13 protein-coding genes are annotated in these 20,422 nt (G+C 30.3%); 5 read left to right on the top strand and 8 right to left on the bottom strand.

Annotation, left to right across the window (positions count from 1 at the left end):
• Positions 1-75: 75 nt before the first annotated feature.
• Positions 76-2,982 (top strand): FAD-binding and (Fe-S)-binding domain-containing protein, encoded by a 2,907-nt coding sequence (locus tag JM80_RS12780; RefSeq protein WP_013622381.1) that lies wholly within the window; start codon positions 76-78, stop codon positions 2,980-2,982.
• Positions 2,983-3,002: 20 nt separating this feature from the next.
• Here the strand turns inward: JM80_RS12780 and JM80_RS12775 are convergent, their stop codons facing one another.
• A complete protein-coding gene (locus JM80_RS12775; RefSeq protein WP_013622382.1) occupies positions 3,003-3,869 on the bottom strand; it encodes a UDP-2,3-diacylglucosamine diphosphatase in 867 nt (288 codons plus the stop codon).
• Between the two features lie 167 nt (positions 3,870-4,036).
• Between JM80_RS12775 and aroC the strand changes: the two genes are divergently transcribed.
• Together aroC and JM80_RS12765 are read left to right on the top strand one after the other, a co-directional pair.
• Positions 4,037-5,098 (top strand): chorismate synthase, encoded by a 1,062-nt coding sequence (gene aroC / locus JM80_RS12770; protein ID WP_144710429.1) that lies wholly within the window; start codon positions 4,037-4,039, stop codon positions 5,096-5,098.
• 125 nt (positions 5,099-5,223) lie between these two features.
• Positions 5,224-6,555: a dicarboxylate/amino acid:cation symporter gene (locus JM80_RS12765; RefSeq protein WP_034643757.1), complete on the top strand. Its 1,332-nt coding sequence runs from the start codon at positions 5,224-5,226 to the stop codon at positions 6,553-6,555.
• Positions 6,556-6,593: 38 nt separating this feature from the next.
• Here JM80_RS12765 and JM80_RS12760 read toward each other — a convergent pair whose 3' ends face one another.
• From JM80_RS12760 to JM80_RS12740, 5 genes are all read right to left on the bottom strand, one after another.
• Positions 6,594-7,049, bottom strand: a complete 456-nt coding sequence (locus tag JM80_RS12760) for a hypothetical protein (RefSeq protein ID WP_144710427.1) — start codon at positions 7,047-7,049, stop codon at positions 6,594-6,596.
• Between the two features lie 26 nt (positions 7,050-7,075).
• Positions 7,076-9,103 carry a DUF4139 domain-containing protein gene (locus JM80_RS12755; protein WP_075695543.1) on the bottom strand — a complete coding sequence of 676 codons (2,028 nt, stop codon included), beginning with the start codon at positions 9,101-9,103 and terminating at the stop codon, positions 7,076-7,078.
• Positions 9,104-9,193: 90 nt separating this feature from the next.
• Positions 9,194-10,471 carry a mechanosensitive ion channel family protein gene (locus JM80_RS12750; RefSeq protein ID WP_013622387.1) on the bottom strand — a complete coding sequence of 426 codons (1,278 nt, stop codon included), beginning with the start codon at positions 10,469-10,471 and terminating at the stop codon, positions 9,194-9,196.
• A gap of 60 nt (positions 10,472-10,531) precedes the next feature.
• A complete protein-coding gene (locus JM80_RS12745; protein WP_144710425.1) occupies positions 10,532-10,939 on the bottom strand; it encodes a thiol-disulfide oxidoreductase DCC family protein in 408 nt (135 codons plus the stop codon).
• Between the two features lie 39 nt (positions 10,940-10,978).
• Entirely contained in the window at positions 10,979-12,856 is a 1,878-nt protein-coding gene (locus JM80_RS12740; RefSeq protein WP_144710423.1) for a tetratricopeptide repeat protein, read from the bottom strand.
• A gap of 358 nt (positions 12,857-13,214) precedes the next feature.
• On the opposite strand from JM80_RS12740, the gene JM80_RS12735 reads away from it, so the two are divergent.
• Positions 13,215-15,173, top strand: a complete 1,959-nt coding sequence (locus JM80_RS12735) for a thiol-activated cytolysin family protein (protein ID WP_144710421.1) — start codon at positions 13,215-13,217, stop codon at positions 15,171-15,173.
• A gap of 704 nt (positions 15,174-15,877) precedes the next feature.
• Here the strand turns inward: JM80_RS12735 and JM80_RS12730 are convergent.
• Positions 15,878-18,049, bottom strand: coding sequence for a DNA mismatch repair protein MutS (locus JM80_RS12730; protein ID WP_144710419.1), 2,172 nt, complete (start codon positions 18,047-18,049; stop codon positions 15,878-15,880).
• A gap of 65 nt (positions 18,050-18,114) precedes the next feature.
• Positions 18,115-18,978, bottom strand: a complete 864-nt coding sequence (gene rlmF, locus JM80_RS12725; protein WP_144710417.1) for a 23S rRNA (adenine(1618)-N(6))-methyltransferase RlmF — start codon at positions 18,976-18,978, stop codon at positions 18,115-18,117.
• A gap of 101 nt (positions 18,979-19,079) precedes the next feature.
• On the opposite strand from rlmF, the gene JM80_RS12720 reads away from it, so the two are divergent.
• On the top strand, positions 19,080-20,417 hold the full coding sequence (locus tag JM80_RS12720; RefSeq protein WP_144710415.1) for a DEAD/DEAH box helicase: 1,338 nt from the start codon (positions 19,080-19,082) through the stop codon (positions 20,415-20,417).
• The last annotated feature ends 5 nt before the right edge of the window (positions 20,418-20,422 follow it).

Here is a 20,422-nt window from a genome sequence, read left to right as displayed (position 1 = left end):
TGATGTAAAAATATGATGTTTAAATTACTTTTAAGTGAATAAAAACTTATTTTAGTTCCCAAAAATTATACCAAATTGAATACTGAACTACTTAACTCACTAGAACAGAATTTAGAAGGAGATTTATTTGTAGATAAACTTTCTACCACTTTATATGCTACTGATGCATCTGTATATAGAAAAATTCCGTTAGCTGTTGCTTTACCAGAAACAACAGAAGACATAAAAACACTTATACGTTTTGCATCAGAAAATAATATAGGTTTAATACCAAGAACAGCTGGTACATCTTTAGCAGGGCAATGTGTTGGTGATGGTATTGTGGTAGATGTGTCTAAACACTTTACTAAAATAATTAGTGTAGACAAAGATAAAAGGCAAGTTACTGTACAACCTGGAGTTATAAGAGATGAATTAAATCTTTTTTTAGAGCCTTATGGTTTGTTTTTTGGTCCTAATACCTCTACATCTAATAGATGTATGATTGGTGGTATGGTTGGTAATAACTCATCAGGAACTACGTCTATACAATACGGTATTACTAGAGAAAAAACAGTATCGTTAAAAGCAATTTTAGCAGATGGCTCCGAAGCAAATTTTGGAAACTTAACTACAGAAGAGTTTCATGAAAAAAGACAGCTAGACACCTTAGAGGGAAAAATTTATAATTCAATTTTTGATGAATTAAGTATAAAAGAGACACAGCAAGAAATTATTACACAGTTTCCAAAACCATCTATTCACCGAAGAAATACAGGCTATGCAGTAGATGAACTATTGCATAATAGCGTTTTTGGTAATGAGGGTAGTTTTAATATGTGTAAGCTATTAAGTGGTAGTGAAGGTACTTTGGCTTTTACAACAGAAATTACATTAAGTCTAGATCCAATTCCGCCAAAATATGCGGCAATGGTTGTTACGCATTACACCTCTCTAGAAGATTGTTTAGCAGATGTTGTACCAGTTATGGAGCACCAATTGCATTTGTGTGAAATGATGGATAAAGTTATTTTAGACTGTACTAAAAACAATAGAGCACAGCTAGCAAATAGGTTTTTTGTAGAAGGTGACCCGGCAGCATTATTAATGCTAGAGTTAAAGGCAGAGACTAAGGCAGATTTAAATTATTTAATAGATAGTTTATTAAAGACAATTAAAAAATCTGGATTAAGTTATGCTAACCCAATATTATTTGGTGATGATATTAAAAAAGCTGTAGAATTGCGTAAAGCTGGTTTAGGACTTTTAGGTAATATGGTGGGCGATAAAAAAGCTGTTGCTTGTATAGAAGACACCGCTGTAGCCATAGAAGATTTAAAAGAATTTATTGGTGAGTTTTCTACAATAATGAAAGGTCATAACCAAAGCGCTGTATATTATGCGCATGCAGGAGCAGGAGAATTACATTTACGTCCTATTTTAAATTTAAAAAAGGGAGAAGATGTTAAGCTGTTTAGAGCAATTACTACAGATGTAGCTAAATTAACAAAAAAATATAACGGTTCTTTTAGTGGTGAGCACGGAGATGGTATTGTGCGTGCCGAGTTTATACCACTAATGATTGGTGAAAAAAATTACCAATTGCTACGCAGAATAAAATCTTACTTTGATCCTAAAGGAATTTTTAATCCAGGTAAAATAGTAGACTCTTACCCAATGGATGAGTCGTTTAGGTATAAAGTAGACCGTAAAGAACCAGAGATAGAAACATTGTTAGATTTTTCTGAGAGCGAAGGCATACTTAAAGCTGCAGAAAAATGTAACGGTAGTGGCGATTGTAGAAAAACAGAAAAAGCATCTGGAGCAATGTGTCCTAGCTACCATGTTACACGTAACGAAAAAGATACAACCAGAGGTAGGGCAAATACTTTAAGAGAAATGCTTACCAACACAGACCAAGCCAATAAGTTTAATCAAAAAGAACTTAAAGAGGTTTTTGATCTTTGTTTAAGTTGTAAAGCTTGTTCTAGTGAGTGCCCTAGTAATGTAGATGTAGCAACTTTAAAGGCAGAGTTTAGCTACCAATACCAAGAAGCAAACGGTTATTCTTTTAGAAATAAATTGTTTGCCTATAATACTAAATATAACGCCTTGGGTAGTAAAATACCAAAAGTCACCAATTTTATGTTTAATTCTTCACTTTTTGGAGGTATAATTAAAAATATTAGCGGTGTAGCTCCAGAGCGTAGCTTACCTAATGTTTATAAATTTAATTTTGATAAGTATTTAGGTCAAATAGACACATCTGTTAAAAAAAGCCTAGGTAGTGTTGTTTTGTATATAGATGAGTTTACTAAATATTTAGATGTTAATTTAGGTATAGATGCCATACAAGTACTTACAAAACTGGGGTATAATGTAGAGTTGTTTTATGCAGAAAGCGGAAGAACATTTATTTCTAAAGGATTTTTAAAAGAAGCTAAAGAACTAGCTTTAAAAAACGTAGTACGTTTAAAAGAATATACAGATAAAGGTTTGGTTATTGTTGGTTTAGAGCCATCTGCAATTTTAACCTTTAGAGATGAGTATAAAAAATTGGTAAGCGATAAAGACTTGGTAAATACTGTAGCTAAAAATTCATTTATTATTGAAGAGTTTTTGGCATCAGAAATAGAAAAAGGGAAAATTTCCAAAAATCAGTTTACTAAAGAGGCCAAAACAGTAAAAATACATAGCCATTGTCATCAAAAATCATTGAGCAACCAAAAAGTTACTTTTGATGTGTTAAACATTATAGAAAACTACAAAGTATCTATAATTAGCTCTGGTTGTTGTGGTATGGCTGGTTCTTTTGGTTACGAAAAAGAACATTATAGCACAAGTATGGCTGTTGGTAATTTAAAATTATTTCCTGCAGTTAATAATAGTGATAAAGATGTTATTATTTCTGCAAACGGAACAAGTTGTAGACATCAAATATATGATGGTACAAAGCGTAAGGCTTTGCACCCTATAACAATTATAAAAGAAGCACTTGTATAAGTTATAAGTGCTTCAATTTATTATTCTGTGGCATTACCTTCAGTCTTGTCTTTTTTTGTACTGGTGTTAGTGCTGGTAATAGAATTGATAAGTTGTTGCATATCCATATTTTTTATTTCTTCATCAGCAAAAAAAGGGGATAGTTTATCATGGTTGTATTGGTAAAGTTTCCAACGTTTAAAGGAATATTCTAAAGCCGTTAAATTTTCTACCCAATCACCAGAATTTAGATATACACATCTACCGTGTTTATTTTCTTTAAGTTCTTTTTTGGGTTGGTGTATATGTCCGCAAGCAACATAATCATACCCTTTTTCTATAGCTAAATTAATAGCAGTTTCTTCAAAATTACTAATGTACTTTACAGCACCTTTTACACTGTTTTTTATACGTTTAGATAAAGAGTATTTTTCTTTCCCCATTTTGGTTAACCCCCAATTTAGAGCTCTATTTATAAGTATTAACAAGTCATACCCTTTGCCACCTAATTTAGCTAACCATTTAGCATTGGTTATAGATGCATCAAAAACATCACCATGAAAAAACCAAGCTTTTTTTCCGTCTAAATCTAAAACTAGCTTATCTACAATTTGTACATTACCCATAATGGTGCCACTAAACTTACGTAACATTTCATCATGGTTACCAGTTATGTAATATACCTGTACACCTTTAGATGCCATACCAATAATTTTTTTTAAAACCTTCATATGTGAAGATGGAAAGTAACGTTTGCTAAATTGCCAAACATCTACAATATCACCATTTAAAATTAAAATTTTGGGGTCAATACTATTTAAATAAATTAGTATTTCATCTGCATGGCAACCGTATGTGCCTAAGTGAACATCAGAAATTACAGCAACATCAATTTTTCTTTTCTTCATCTTTACTAGTTTATACAAACTAACTATTTCTATATGAACTAAATATAAACAACTAATGAAAATTTTGTGATGATTGTGTTAAGTACATATTAAGACATATCTAAATTTTATATTCTGATGCTTATAAATTACCTTTGGGACTTATACATACCAATACAAAAATTTAGATGGCAGGAAACACTTTTGGTAACCTTTTTAAGGTAGCAACCTTTGGAGAATCTCACGGAGTAGCAATAGGCGGAGTAATAGATGGTTGTCCTTCTGGAATAGAATTAGACCTAGACGCAATACAAACAGAACTAAATAGAAGAAAACCTGGGCAGTCTAAAATAGTAACCCAACGTAAAGAGCCAGATACCGTAGAATTTTTTTCAGGTATTTTTGAAGGTAAAACAACAGGAACTCCAATAGGATTTGCTATTCGTAATACCAACCAAAAGTCTCATGACTATTCGCATATAAAAGACTCTTACAGGCCATCTCATGCAGATTATGTATACGATAAAAAATATGGTTTTAGAGATTACCGTGGCGGCGGACGTAGTTCTGCTCGTGAAACAGCAAGTAGAGTTGTTGCAGGTGCTATAGCAAAACAGTTTTTATCTAACATAAAAATAAATGCTTTTGTATCTCAAGTAGGAGAATTAAAATTAAATAAAAACTACACAGAGTTAAATTTAGCAGATACAGAATTAAACCCAGTTCGTTGTCCAGATCAAGAAATGGCAGCTAAAATGGAATCTTACATAAAAGAGATAAAAAAAGAAGGTGACACCATTGGAGGAGTAATTACGTGCGTAATACAAAATGTACCTATTGGCTTAGGAGAGCCTGCTTTTGATAAATTACATGCAGAATTAGGTAAAGCTATGTTAAGCATAAATGCTGTAAAAGGTTTTGAATATGGTAGCGGCTTTAACGGTGTAACTATGAAAGGTAGCGAACATAACGACCAATTTAATACAGATGGTACCACAAAAACTAATTTTAGTGGAGGTATACAAGGTGGTATTAGCAATGGTATGGATATTTATTTTAATGTTGCATTTAAGCCAGTAGCAACAATTATACAACCTTATGAAACTATAGATAATAAAGGAGATATAGTTAAAACCCAAGGTAAAGGTCGTCATGACCCTTGTGTAGTACCTAGAGCAGTGCCTATTGTAGAAGCTATGGCAGCATTAGTTTTGGCAGATTATACTCTAATTAACAACAGTACCAAGTAATTTTGATTACGGTTTAAGATTGAATTATTTTTAACAATTAACTATTATAATTATTGATTCAATTTTATTTGGAGCGTAACACTCCAAAATGGTATATTACTCACAAAAATTTATAAAAAATAAGTATGAAGAAATTGGAGCTGCACTGGCAGATTATGATTGGGATGTTTTTTGGAATCCTCTTTGGTTTTGGAATGGCACAACTCACATGGGGAAAGGATTTTATAATGGACTGGATAGGGCCGTTTGGACAAATTTTTGTAAACCTCTTAAAATTAATTGCCGTACCGCTTATTTTAGCTTCATTAATAAAAGGAATATCTGATTTAAAAGATATTTCTAAATTTAGAAATATTGGGTTTAGAACTATTGGTATTTATATGTTCACCACTGTAATAGCTATTACTATAGGCCTTGTTTTGGTAAATGTAATTGAACCAGGAGAGGGTATATCTGAAGATACAATTACCAAACTATCTAATACTTATGCAAATGATAGTAGTATACAAGGTAAAATATCTGAAGCTACAAACCAAAAAGAGCGTGGTCCGCTGCAGTTTTTGGTAGATATGGTACCAAGTAATGCTATAGCTGCAATGAGTAATAACAAACTAATGTTGCAAGTTATATTCTTTACTATTTTTATGGGCATATCTATGTTATTAGTAGGAGAAAAAAGATCTAAGCCATTAAAAGACTTTTTTGACTCTTTAAATGATGTTATCTTAAAAATGGTAGATTTAATAATGCTTGCAGCTCCTTTTGCTGTTTTTGCGTTATTAAGCCAGGTAGTTGTTACAGCAGATGATCCAGAAATTTTACAAAAACTACTTTCTTATTCTGGTGTTGTAATTTTAGGTTTGTTATTAATGATAACCTTTTATTGTTCACTAGTATATTTATACACAAAAAAGAATCCTATTTGGTTTTTAAAACAAATGAGTCCAGCTCAATTATTAGCTTTTTCTACTAGTTCTAGTGCAGCTACATTACCAGTAACTATGGAGAGAGTAGAGGAGCACATTGGTGTAGACAAAGAAGTGTCTAGCTTTGTTTTACCTGTTGGGGCAACTATTAATATGGATGGAACAAGTTTATACCAAGCTGTAGCAGCTGTATTTATAATGCAAGTACTTTGGCCAGAAGGTTTAACATTTGGAAACCAATTGTCTATTGTAGTAACAGCTTTATTAGCATCTATAGGTTCTGCTGCAGTACCTGGTGCAGGTATGGTTATGTTGGTTATAGTTTTAGAGGCAATAGGGTTTCCTGCAGATTTATATCCGGTAGCTCTTGCACTAATATTTGCTGTAGACAGACCATTAGATATGTGTAGAACAGTTGTAAATGTTACTGGTGATGCTACTGTATCTATGATTGTTGCTAAGTCTGTTGGTAAACTACATAAAAATCCTAAAGCTAAAAATTGGGATGATAATTATGACGAAGTAAAGTAGCAAAAATACTTTTAATGTATAAAAACAGCATCAAACTACTAAGTTTGATGCTGTTTTACTTTTATAACGATATTGTCTTTAAAAATAATATCTAATGCGTCTTTATCAATACTAAAAATACCAGGTTTTAAACCCAATATATATGCAATATGTTCTGGGTTATATTCATAAAAATCTTCACCTAATAATTGTACAACTTCTGCTCTAGTTTTACCAATTAGCATATTACTCTCAATAATATCAGTAGATAATTCATAACGTTGCTCAGGATTGTTGTTCCATTTTTGTTGATTAAACTGATGTTCAGGGTAGTAAGAAATTATTGCTATGTAACTAAATATGCTAATGAAGTATACTAGTGGAGCAAAAACAATAGATAGTCCTATTGCAGTAATTTTTTTATATTTTACAGCAATTCTATTGCTTTTTTTAAAAGTCCAATTAAAAATGAAAAATAAGAAGATAGCTATAAATAGGATAATTAGTACGACCATAATTGTATATTGAATAAGTTTGTGAATTATAAAGAGATATGTTTGTTTTTAGGGTATTTAACTTCATAAGAGAAACGTTCTTTTTGGGTTTCTTTACTATTTAAATCTATTTTCCAAGTAAGTAAACCTTTAGCATCATTATAGTTTGCATTGTATGTTTCTATTTCACTTACTTTAATTTCTTTGTTTTCAGATAACGGTATTCTATCTATTAATTTTATAGTAACCGCTGTATTTTTATTATTCTTAATTTCTAAATCGTATGCTCTGTTTAATACACGATTATTACCTAATAAAGATTTACTTTTAAAGTTACGGTCTTGTTTTCTTGTAACTGTAATACCAGCATCTACACCTAAAGAAACAACCATTTCCTTTGTTGTTTTGTATGGGTCTATTACTGTTTTACCTGCAAAACCTCCTTTAAAGTAAATGTTAGCTTCACCAGGCAATAAGTTGTATTGCTCCCAGTTTTTAAAGGATGCAGTTAAAAATACATTTTCGTTTAGTACAGGTATTGCTAAATACTCGTATGTAGCATCTAAATTATAGGTGTTAATTTCTATAGCAATTATATCTCCGTCAGATTTAATAGAATATGGTTTTTTAATAGCAAAAGTTGTGTTGGTAACATCATCCTCTGTAGTACTCTTTTTAGTTGTAATTACAATAACACCATTACTAGCTCTAGAACCGTAGATAGCAGTTGCAGAAGTTCCATTTAATTTTTCTAAAGATTGTATATCATTAGTATCTATATCACCTTCTACAAAATCCTTTATTGGTACGCCATCTATAATATACAAAGGCAATTCAGGTTTATTTGTAGTTAAGGTAGATGTTCCTCTAACTTTTACGCCCGCTACTTTACCTTGTAAAGAACTAGAGTAACCTGTAACTATAACTTCGTCTAAGGTCTCATTGTTCTCTTGTAAAGTAGTATTTATTATAGATGCATAAATAGGTACTTCACTAGTTTCCATTCCTATGTAAGAAAACTGTAATTCTTGACCAGTATGGGTTGCTATGGTGTAGTTACCATCAAAATCTGTTTGCGTACCTATACTAGTACCTTTTATTAGTACATTACAGCCAGGTAGTGGTTGTCCGGATGCATCTGTAACCACACCTGTTACTTTTTTTACTGAAGGATTGTAATAATATTTATTTTTTTTAACAGCTTTAGCTTGATAGTTGTAACCATTTGTGAAATTTAAGTACTTAGTATCTATAACAGGCTTAGTTGTTTGTTTTATAGGGTTTCCGGTTGATAAATTAATTTTTACATTCTTCCATTCATTTCCTGTGTTTTGGTAGACATTAGCTTTGTACTTAAGTTGAAGATTACTGGCTGTATTTTTAGATTTAATATCGTATGTTGGTACCCAACCAGCATCAGAAACAACATAAGACAAAATTAAGTTTAAGTTAATGTCTACAGGAGCGTCAAATTTAACAACTAATTCTCCTTGTGCTATAGCAGGCCCAGTGGTAAGCTCTTTTACTTGTAAATTTAGGTCTCTAATTGTTGTACTTATTGTTGTAATTTCTTTATTTATAGTGAATATCTCATCTCTAATTTCAGTAATTCGTTTTCTGTAGTAAGTGCTTATTTGCTTTAATGTTTCTAAGTCTAAACTCTCTGTACTAGCGCTTACTTGTCTGTTTTTAGTAATTAATAATTCTTCTTCTTGTAAACCAGATATTCTATTTTTTAATAGTTGAATTTTTTCAGAAAGTAATTTAGCTTCATTTTGTAATTCTGTAGCTTCTGGTGTTACCATAAACTTATCCAAATAGTTGATGCCATAATCCATTGCTAAAATAGAAACAGACTGTAACCCGGATATTTGTATACTGTTTTCATCAATTTTAGAAGATAAACCAGTAAATTTTAACTCGGTTGTGCCTTCTTTAAGCATAAAGTTGCTTGTGCGTGTAATTTGCGCTCCGTTTAGGTAAACCGTTACTTCTTTAATTGTAGAAGGTGTTTTATTATCTGCGCCAAAAAATGTTATTGGCACAAGTAATAATAGGTAAAGTAGCTTTTTCATAAATAATAGTTTTTAAGGTTGTGTAAACCTAAATATTACTATTCCCGTATAAAACAGCTAATTTGTAAAATGGTCTTTAGAGTGAGTAAACTATGCTTTTAAGCTAGTTTTAGTATTGTTTTTAAAAGATGAACTACTAGGAAGCTCAAACAACTCTAAATCAAAAAATGGAATAGCGGCAAGTAAGTGATCAAATATATCAGACATAATATACTCGTAGTTTTCCCATCTTTTATCACTACTAAAGGCATAAACCTCTAAAGGTATACCTTGTGGAGTAGGAGCTAATTGCCTAACCATAACCATCATATCTTTATTTATGGCAGAATGATTTTTTAAATACGTGTCTGCATATTTTCTAAAAAGTCCAATGTTTGTAAGGTTTCTTCCGTTTATTAAAATAGACTTGTCTATATTATTACTTGTATTAAAATCAGTAATACTCTCTTGTCTACTTTTAATATAGTCGGTAATAAGACTAATCTTTTTAAATTTTTGAATGTCTTTTGGTGCTAAAAAATTGATACTTTCTTGTTTAATAATTAAAGCACGTTTAATTCTACGTCCTGGAGAATTTGTCATTCCTCTCCAGTTTTTAAAAGAATCCGAAATTAAGGCATAGGTTGGTATGGTTGTAATGGTATTGTCAAAGTTTTGTACTTTAACTGTAGCAAGGTTAATTTCTATAACATCTCCATCTGCACCATAATTGTCAAAAGAAATCCAATCACCAATGCGTACCATATCATTAATAGATACTTGTATGCTTGCAACAAAGCCAAGTATGGTGTCTTTAAAAATTAATAATATTACAGCAGAGGCCGTACCTAAACCAGTTAAAAATTTCCAAAGTTCTATGTCTGTAAGTATAGATATAGCTAACAAAATACCAATAGACCATAAAAAGATCATAAATACCTGTATGTAGCTATCTATAGGTTTGTCTTTAAGGTTTGGTAATGTTTTAAAGAAATCTTTTAAAGTATTAAGCAAACTCCTAACTACCCACAGCGTTAATACAATGCCAAAAACTTCTAAACCTTTTAAAATTATGCCTTGTGCTTTTATAAAACCATTAAAAACAAATGGTATAGCGTTGTAAGCAATAATAATAGGTACTATATGCGCTACATTTCTTGGTACTTTGTTTTTAACCAAAAAGTCATCAAAATTTGTTTTAGATATGCTTGTAAATTTTGCAAATACAGAAATGAATATTTTTCTTAAAACGTAATCAAAAATATAAAGAACAATTATTAAAAGAAGTAGTAAAATTAATGTGTTCAAGTATTTAGCATAAACATCATCCAAACCAATTTCTACTAAATAATTGTAAAGTAAAGAAGATACTTGATTTAAACTATACATATAATTGTTTATATTTTTAATATTAAACTAGACATTGGTAATTGTAATAAAAGGAATTAACTAATCTAAAAATTTAGATTTTAGCTCTGGAGTAGGAATCATACAATTATTTTTTTTGCCAAACCAATTGTATCTATTTTTTGCAATAATAGTATATATCCAATCTCTAAAACTAGCAGGAATTAGCTCTAAAATCCATAATAAAGACCAAATACCTCCAAATGAACGTCCAATTTTTAGAGCGGCAGACGATTTTACATAATATGCAATATTGGGCTCTATTAGTATAATAGAATCTGTTTTTTCCATATCAATATTACGTGTAGAAAAAAAATTATGTGCAATTTCTCCTTGTAATGTAGCAAATCTAAATTCATCTTTTTTATCATATTTAATAATAAACTGTATAGCGTTGTTGCATAAATTGCAAACGCCATCAAAAAGAATTATTTTTTTATCTAAATCCACCCTGCAAAGATAAAATACCTACAGTAAAAAAGAGTGTTTTTATAATGAATTTAAGAAATCACCTAAATCTGTTTCTTTGCCTAAACTTAATTTCTTTTTAAGCCTATATTTAGATTTTAAAATACTATCTGGCAATACATTAAAAATGGCTGCAATTTCTTTAGTAGACAAGTTCATTCTTAAAAATGCAGCAAGTCTAATTTCTTTCTCAGATATATCTGCATAAATAGCTTTTAGTTTGTTATCAAAATCGTTATGAACATCTGCAAAATAAGATTTAAATAAGTCCCAGTCTTTATCATCTGCAGTTTGCTTTTTAAGTAACATTAAAATGCGTCTAAACTCTAATTTAAATTTTTCGGGATTATTTTTTAACTCTTTTAAGTTTTCTAATAGTTCTTGTGTAAAAGTATTTTTTTGTACCAAGTGTACCGTTAAACTTGCTAATTCTTTTTGTTTGTGTTCTATTTCTTTACGGTATAATTCATCTTGTTTTTTTTGTGTAACAATATCCTTTTTCATACGCTGCCTGTAAATAAAAAAGATCATAATAGAAATAGAAAGAACAGAGAACATACCTGCAGCATAAAGACTAGTAGTTAAGGTTTTTAACTTGTTTTGCTGCTGTAAATTTTTAATTTCTTCTTCATTTAAAGCTAATGAAGTTTGTTTTTTTTCGGTTTCGTAAATGGTTTTAAGCTCTTCAATTTGCTGTACGTTTTTTAAGTTATAAATACTGTCTTTATAATTTTGATGATTTTTTAAGTCCTGTAATGCTAAACTATTATTGCCAAGTTTTTCATAAGCTAATGAACGTAATTTGTAATTTTCCATTAAATAATCTAACCTCTTTGAAGGTGTAGATTTTTCTATAGCCTTATCTAAATATGTTATTGCTAATTTTGGTTTATTAAGGTCTAAATAAAGTGTTCCTAGTTCTTTTAAAACATCAATATAATTGTATAAAAAGCCTTCTCTTTCATGAAATCTTAAACTTTCTTCTAAATAAACTTTAGATTTTTCAAAATCTCTAGATTCCCTGTATAAAGATCCTATATTAGTGTATAGCATTGCTTCATTAGATTTTAAACCGTGTTTTTGAGCAATTTTTAAACTCTCTCTAAAATGCAAAATTGCTTTGTCAAAATCTTTTAAGTTACAATATGTAGATCCAATTTGTAAATGCATATTACACATCCATATACTATCATCATTTAATTTATATACCTCCAGTGCTTTATTATAATATGATATAGCCTCGTTGTAATTGCCAATGTGGCTTTGTATTTCACCAATTCTAGCTGTAATATCAGCAATACGTATTGCACTACCATTTATAGAATCTAAAATTTTTAAAGATTCCATATACATTTTTTGAGATAATCTATACTGCCCCTTACTTAAATATACACTTGCAATATTTCCAATAGTATGACCATATAACCCAATTTTATTATTTTTTTTATAAATATTTTTGGCTTCGTTAAACATATCTAAAGACTTGTCTAAATTAGAGTTTAGTCTTTCTATATCTGCTAATTCATTAAGTCCCATAGCAAAAGAAACATTATCGTTAATTTCTTTTGCTAACGACATAGCAATTTTGTGGTAATAAATTGAAGAATCCATTTTATGTAATACCTTATATGCTAAAGCGCTATTGTAGGCGTTAGAAATAGTTTTTTGCTTATTGGATATAAGCTTAGCAATTTTATAAGCTTCTAGAGAGTATTTTAAAGATAGTTTTGGATTTTTATATTGAAGAATTGAATGTAGACTGTCTAATATTACTAATTTTTGTGATGAGGATATTTCTGTGTTTAATACATTTTTTAAACTATCTATTTCTTTATTAGATTGACTGAAAGAAAAAGTTGTAACACTTATTACCAAAAAGGTAATTATTAAGGTTTTCATAGGTTATTTCTGATAAAGTTAATTATATAAAGAATAAAATAATTGGGGCCTTTACCTTTTTTCTTTGGTTCTAAGGTATTGATTTTTTTATTTTTTTTATGATTTTAATTTTCATCAATCTTTGCTTGTCTATATCTTTTGTGAGATTTTTACCTCGTTATTTAAGCAGTAATGTATTGTGTATGCCTTTGTTATATAGTGTTTTACTTTGTTTTTTGTAGTTTAAATGTAAATAAATATTTGTCCTGATGTTTATTTATTTAATATTGATTTGTCCATACTTTGTCTATTATACATCTGATGTATTGGGGGTAATTAAAATATACTTTTGTGCTTTCAAATCTTAAAATAATATATTATGAAGCAAATGCATTCATATAGATCAAAAACAAACCTACTAATGTTTTTGTTTCTATTAGCGTCAGTATTATCTTGTAGTAAGGATGATGATTCTCAGCAAAAAAATAATGAATCCGAAAAGAGTAGTTTTAATGCAGTTCTTGCTGTTGGTGAAGATTTAGAAGATCCAATACAACAACAGCTAGAGGTTTCTTCTACGCAAAGTGAGCAAGCAATTACTACAACAGACGATCAAGGTAACTCAACTGTAGAAAACTGGAGTTGCACAACAACTACTTATGATTTAAAAAGGGAATCTGGTGGAGAAGATGGTTTTCCGTTATTTAGTCCAAATGCTAAAATAATTTATCCAGGTAGCTTGTTACAGGGAAAAACACTTAAAAATACAACTCCAGACGTAATAGCTGTAGGTAGAGCAGGAGGGACGGTATCTTATGATTTGGTTAACGGTAATATATCTAGTACTGTAACTGTAGATGTGGTGTCTAAAAGTAGTATACAAGATGCTATGAACCAGATTATTGCAGCATCACCAGACGTAACGCCAGCAAATTTTACTTTTGAGTATGAACAAGTACAAAGTAGAGAGGCTTTAGCTATTAGCATGGGATTGGATGTTAAGTCTGCTTTTGTAAAAGCAGGTGCTAGTTTTGACTTTAAAAACGGAGATGACAAAAATAGAATTTTAGTAAAATTAAAACAAACGTTTTATACTATGTCTATGAACTTGCCAACTAGTAAGGACGATTTGTTTGCAGACACAGTAACTCCAGAAGATTTAGCAAAATATGTGCAAGAAGATAATCCTGCCACATACATTAGTGATGTTACCTATGGTAGGGTTTATTATATGTTAATAGAAACAAGCTCATCTTACCAAGAACTTAATGTAGCTGCTAATGCTAGTTTTGGCGTTTTTAGTGCAAAAGTAAAAGCAGAATTAGAAGTTGATCACTTAAAAGAATTAAAAAATGTTAATATAAAAGTAATTGCATTTGGCGGAGATACAGAGTCTACCATTTCTACAATAGGAGAAACCAATTTAAGCTCTCTAGTAAGTTTGCTATCAAAAAGCGCAAATATTGGGTCTGGTTTACCAATAAGTTATGTAGTACGTAGTGTAAATACAAATCAAATAGTTGGTATACAACTTGCTACACAGTATAATGAAACTAATTGTGAGCCTCTTTTTGATAATGGAGAACCAATACAAACAAAGCACTGGAGAGGTAATATTTTAAATAAAATGGGAGGTGTTGGAGCAGCTTTTGAGCGTAATAAAGGAGAGTTTATACTTATAAATACTTCTGGAGATAAATATATGCGTAGTTTTAACGGTGCTTTAGAAGGTCCTTTTTCTGTAACTGATTTGTTTGGTGGCGAATACCCATTCTTTACTGGTGATAAGGACAGTGGAGAGTTTGATGGTATAGGAGCTATTGTAAATATTAGAAACAATAGTAAAGAAGATAGCATAGATAATGAAAGGCAATTTTTAGCAGTTTCAAAAAGTGGTTTGCAGTTTAAATACGCTAGTGGAAATTCTTGGGAAAGTTTTACTAGTATAGCAGATTTATCTGTTGAAAAAATAAACACTATAGGGGATAATCCTTTTGGTGTTAGTGGCATTGGAGCAGTATTAAATGTTTTTTACGAGGTAGAAGACAAAGAGACCGGTTATTATAAAAGTTCATTACACTTTTTTAATAAGGTTGGTACTAAACAAACTTTGTTTTGGTCAGGAAGTAGATATGGAAAAGGTGGAGAGATTAGTCATTCATATGATTTAACTTCAACTTCTAGTCAGTATAAAAACATACCTTTTACTGCTATTGGTGCGGCATTAAGATTTGATGTTGGAGGCAGTAAAAAATATATAATATTTGATATAACTGGTACAAAATACACAGTTTCTAGTAATAATACGGGTGATTATTCTCCAATTTTTATTCTCTAAGTGTTTAATAAAATACCTTTAGAGAGCTAATTCTAAATTATTTCCAAATTTTACTTTCCTACTTATGATTGCATTTAATTATGCATTGGTCCTTAATAACTGTTAACAATTATATAGGATTGAGTTAGTGTAACTGGGCAATTTAACTATTGCTCAGTTTTTTATTGGGTATAAATTCTAGTTTTAGAATCTCATTGATATTTAAAAAAGAATAGTAGGGTAGGTATAAAACACAGAAAAATCTTAAACTAAACAAGTAAGAATTACTTTTTTTATATTAAATAGTGACATTTACAAGTATATACTTTTGTAAGTATGCATTATTTATAAATAATTACGCAGCGATATCCTTAATGTATTATTTTTTGATAATATTTTAGATTAAAAAATTTATGCAAACTAAAGAATACTTCATTTAATTTATTGTTAATCAATATTTTGAATAAAAATTAAATTTATTGACATCTTTTTTATGTAATTGTACGTATATAAATTGCAATCAAGAAAAATGAAGAAAATATATGCTTGTCCATACTTTGTCCATAGTATTTTCTTTATAAAAGCATTGATAAAAGCTACTTTTGTAGTGTGAGAATATAACATTAAACTAAATATGGTTTACCCAAAATATTTAGTTTTAAAATTTGGGGAACAGTCGGCCTCTTAAGTAGTTTTGTAAACTTCATAATACTTAATGCTGGCTGTTATTTTTTAGCCTGTACCAACTCTAATTTATCTACACTTACACTAGTAGTAAATAATCCATAATTTACAACAGCTTTATTCTTTTCTAAAGTATCTATACTACCAACAGCTTTACCATCTAGCAAACGGACTCTGTCACCAACTTTAAAAATATACTTAGGTTTTAGTTTTTCTTTTACAATAGCCTTTTTCTTTTCTACTTTTTTCTTTTCGCGTATTACTTCTACCTTTTTGGCTACTTCTTGTTCTACTAACTTCTTTTTAGCTTTTTGTGCTTTTACTTCTTTAGCTGTTTTCTTTTTTCTTTTACTATTTTCAGTTTCTACAATGCGTAATAGTTCAGATATTACTACTTTCTTTTTCTTATCCTGAAAATATTTCTCTGCAGCATCATTAACCTTATTACCTAAATAAATCATACGTTGGTTATGGTCATACAATTCTTGGTAATTTTCTAGTTTAGATTTAATTTTTGTATTTAGCTCTTCAAGTCGTCTAGATTCTTGTCTAGCTTTACTTTCTTCTTCTTGTAATCTAGAACCAGTTTTTTCCATTTTGCTTCGCTCTTTTTGCATTTTAGCAATAGTAGCATCAAAACGTACTTTACCTCGCTCAATTTTCTTTTTAGCTTTATTAATTAAGCTATAGGGAATACCGTTTTTTTGTGCAACTTCAAAAGTAAAAGAACTACCTGCCTGCCCTAAAACAAGTTTAAAAGTTGGTTCTAAACTTTTAGCATCAAACAACATATTGGCATTTGTAGCGTGCGGTAATTCATTTGCTAACATTTTTAGGTTTGCATAATGTGTGGTAATTACACCATAAGCACCACGCTCATAAAACACTTCTAAAAAAGTTTCTGCCAATGCACCACCAAGTTCAGGATCACTACCTGTACCAAATTCATCAATTAAAAAAAGTGTTTTGTCATTACACTTTTTTAAAAAGCTGTTCATATTTTTAAGCCTATAACTATAGGTACTTAAGTGGTTTTCTATAGATTGATTATCTCCAATGTCTGTCAATATTTTTTCAAATAAACAGACAGTACTACGTTCATGCACCGGAATTAGCATACCGCTTTGCAACATTACCTGTAGCAAACCAATTGTTTTTAAGGTAATACTTTTACCACCAGCATTAGGGCCAGAGATTACAATAATTCTGTTGTCTTGTTTTAGCTCTATAGTTTGTGGCCAAGTTTTTTCGTTTTTTCTGGTATTTGTTAAATACAAGAGTGGGTGGTAAGCGTCTCGCAAATACATTTCTCTTTCTTCACTTATTTTTGGTAAAAGAGACTTTGTATCTTGTGCATATTTGGCTTTTGCAGCAGTAACATCGGTCTGTGCAAGGTATTCTTGGTAACTGGCCAATACGTAATCAAAAGGTTTTATAGCAGCTGTTAATTCTTTTAAAATACGATTTACTTCCTCTTTTTCATCGTATTCTAAATTGTTTAATTCTCTACTATGGCGCAATGTAGCTTCAGGTTCTATGTAAACAATACTACCAGTTTTAGAAGCTCCCATAACAGCACCTTTTACTTTTTTTCTATACATAGCTTTAACAGCTAATACACGCCTATTATCTACAACAGATTCTCTAATTTCATCTAAATATTCTGCAGAGTTGTAAGAGTTTAAAGCAGATAAAAAACTACCATTAATTTTACCTTTTACCGCATTAATTTCTCTTCGTAAATCATACAGTTTACTAGAAGCTTTATCTTTAACCTCTCCAAACTTATCTATAACAGCATCAATTGCATTTGGTATTTCTGGCAACACATTTAGCGTTTCAGAATAGCTATGTAATAGTGGATAATATTCTTTAAATTTTTTAAAAAACTTAGTATGTATAACTACAGTATTACAAATACTGCTAATTTTTTTAAAGCCTCCAATTTCTAAGGTTGCATTTTCTATTTTTAATAAATGTAATTCTTTTGTAATAGTATCAAAACCGTGATTAGGAATTCGGTTTTCATTATCATAAGACGCTACATACTCATTAGTTTTCCCTAATTGCTTTATAATTTCTTCTTTATCACTAAAAGGAGCTATTTCTAAAGCCAACTCTTTACCTAGTTCTGTACTACAGCGCAAGTTAATGTGTTCTAATACGGTATTAAACTCTAGGTCTTGAAGTGTTTTAGGGTGAATTTTATGCATTGTATAATTTTAAGCCTTGCAAAGGTAAAGATAAGTGATGAAACTGTGAATTTGTAGTATTTATTTTAGGCGTTAAATTTCCAAGCTAAAATTCTACTTTTTTTATTGCCTTGCTCCATAGATACTATAAAATAACTAGCTTTTAGTTTAGTAAGTTGTTTTTGTAATTTAGGTAAATTATCACTTTTAGAAACTAAACTAGTAAATATTGTAACTTGATTTTTAAACAAAACACTCTCTTTAATTAATCGTTTTAAAAATAATGCTTCACCACCATTACACCATAGCTCGTTAGCCATACCACCAAAGTTTAGCTCTAACCCATTAGCTTGCTTTCCTAAATTTTTTAGTTTGCGTTGTGTACCTTTTGTAGCTTCTTTTTCTGATGAATGAAAAGGCGGATTACACATTGTAAAGTCAAACTTTTCATTTGGTTTAATTATACCAGTAAAAATGTTTGCATTACTATTTTGTTTCCTTATTTCTATGCTATCTATTAGGTTAGTGTTTGCTGCTACAATTTGTTTGGCATTAGTAACTGCGGTTTCATTAATATCTGCGCCAACCATTTGCCAATTGTAAATTGTTTTACCTAAAATTGGATAAATGCAATTTGCACCAACACCAATGTCTAAGCCTTTAATTGTATCCTTTATATTTTCTTTAGCAAGTATATCTGCTATATGATGTATGTAATCTGCACGTCCGGGAATGGGAGCACAAAGGTAATTTTTAGGTATATCCCAATGGTTTATGTTATAATGTAACTTTAATAAGGCCTTATTAAGGTGTAAAACTGCTTCCGAATTAAAAAAGTCTATTGTCTTGTTATTAAATTTATTATCAGTTATATACAGGCTTAACTCTGGATGTTTCTCAATTAACCTATTAAATTGATATGGTGTATTATGTAGATTTTTTGGATGCACAGCTACTATTTTTTACAAATGTAAGATGATATCTAAAGAGATCACCCATTTTTTTATGCATTCTAGCAAAAAGAGTACCTATCTTTGTGCAAAATTATATTATGTCAAAAAAGTTTTCTAAACTAGGAGTATCTACTCCTCTTCTAAAAAGTTTAGCCGAATTAGAGATTACAACTCCTACAGAAATACAAGTAAAATCTATACCAGTATTATTAGAAGCTAACAAAGATTTTGTTGGTTTAGCAAAAACAGGAACAGGTAAAACAGCAGCTTTTGGTTTACCTCTTATACAATTAATAAATACAGAAAACGCAAATATACAAGCAGTAATAGTTGTTCCCACAAGGGAGTTAGGACAACAAATTTACAGTAATTTAGTTTCTTTTGCTTCACATATGCCTGCCGTTTCTATAGCGTCTGTATGTGGGGGAACACCTATAAAACCACAAATAGAGCGATTAAAAGAAAACACACATATTGTTATTGCTACTCCTGGTAGATTAATAGATTTGCTTAAGCGTAATGCCATAACTATTAATAGTGCTAAATATTTGGTTTTAGATGAGGCAGATGAAATGGTAACCTCTTTAAAAGATGGTTTAGATACTATTGTTGCAGCATTGCCCAAAGACAAAAGAACTATATTGTTTACAGCTACAATGCCTGGCACAATTAAGCAAATGGTACAAAACTACTTATCTAAACACGTTACACAGGTTAGTGTAAATATGGAGACGGTTGGTAATACTAGTATAGATCACCAGTATGTTGTTGTAGAACCTATAGAAAAACTAGAGGTTTTAATGCACTTTTTAAACTCTAAAGAAGGCCAAAGAGGTATTATATTTTGTAAAACAAAAGCAGCAGTAAATAAATTAGCTAAGAATTTAGCAATAAATAAATTTTCTTCTGGTGCTTTACATGGTAGTTTAACTCAACCTATAAGAGATCGTATAATGGGTCAGTTTAGAGAAGGGCACATAAAAATACTAGTTGCAACAGATTTGGCAGCACGTGGTTTAGATGTAAAAGAAATTACCTATGTTGTAAATTATCATTTACCAGATGTTTATGAAACTTATGTGCACAGAAGTGGACGTACAGCAAGAGCAGGAGCAGATGGTTTTTCGTTAACAATACTACAGAAAGAAGAGGAGCATGACATAGCAGAGTTTGAAAATGAATTAGGCATAACGTTTAAAAAGTTTAAAAAAGCAGATGCAGCTAGCATAGAAGAAAATAATACGCTTTTATGGGCTAGAAAAATTTTTAAAACAAAACCTAATCACACTATTTCTCCAGAATTTAAAGAAAAAGTACATACCATTTTTCATCATTTAACTAAAGAAGAATTGGTAGATAAAATTTTAGCAAATCAATTAGGGCAAACCAAAAAACTTGGTTCTGCACCATTAGAAGATAACAACTTTACGCTTTAATAGCA

Origin of the sequence: Cellulophaga sp. RHA_52 (assembly GCF_007827205.1) — a bacterium.
GTDB classification, from domain to species: domain Bacteria; phylum Bacteroidota; class Bacteroidia; order Flavobacteriales; family Flavobacteriaceae; genus Cellulophaga; species Cellulophaga lytica.
Note: the sequence above shows the minus strand (reverse complement) of the source record. Positions and strands in the feature narration are given on the sequence as shown.

What these genes read in the sequence shown, in the direction of transcription:
- JM80_RS12775 (WP_013622382.1), bottom strand. Translation starts at nt 3,869, where the DNA reads ATGAAGAAAAGAAAAATTGATGTTGCTGTAATTTCTGATGTTCACTTA.
- aroC (WP_144710429.1), top strand. Translation starts at nt 4,037, where the DNA reads ATGGCAGGAAACACTTTTGGTAACCTTTTTAAGGTAGCAACCTTTGGA.
- JM80_RS12765 (WP_034643757.1), top strand. Translation starts at nt 5,224, where the DNA reads ATGAAGAAATTGGAGCTGCACTGGCAGATTATGATTGGGATGTTTTTT.
- JM80_RS12760 (WP_144710427.1), bottom strand. Translation starts at nt 7,049, where the DNA reads ATGGTCGTACTAATTATCCTATTTATAGCTATCTTCTTATTTTTCATT.
- JM80_RS12755 (WP_075695543.1), bottom strand. Translation starts at nt 9,103, where the DNA reads ATGAAAAAGCTACTTTACCTATTATTACTTGTGCCAATAACATTTTTT.
- JM80_RS12750 (WP_013622387.1), bottom strand. Translation starts at nt 10,471, where the DNA reads ATGTATAGTTTAAATCAAGTATCTTCTTTACTTTACAATTATTTAGTA.
- JM80_RS12740 (WP_144710423.1), bottom strand. Translation starts at nt 12,856, where the DNA reads ATGAAAACCTTAATAATTACCTTTTTGGTAATAAGTGTTACAACTTTT.
- JM80_RS12735 (WP_144710421.1), top strand. Translation starts at nt 13,215, where the DNA reads ATGAAGCAAATGCATTCATATAGATCAAAAACAAACCTACTAATGTTT.
- JM80_RS12730 (WP_144710419.1), bottom strand. Translation starts at nt 18,049, where the DNA reads ATGCATAAAATTCACCCTAAAACACTTCAAGACCTAGAGTTTAATACC.
- JM80_RS12720 (WP_144710415.1), top strand. Translation starts at nt 19,080, where the DNA reads ATGTCAAAAAAGTTTTCTAAACTAGGAGTATCTACTCCTCTTCTAAAA.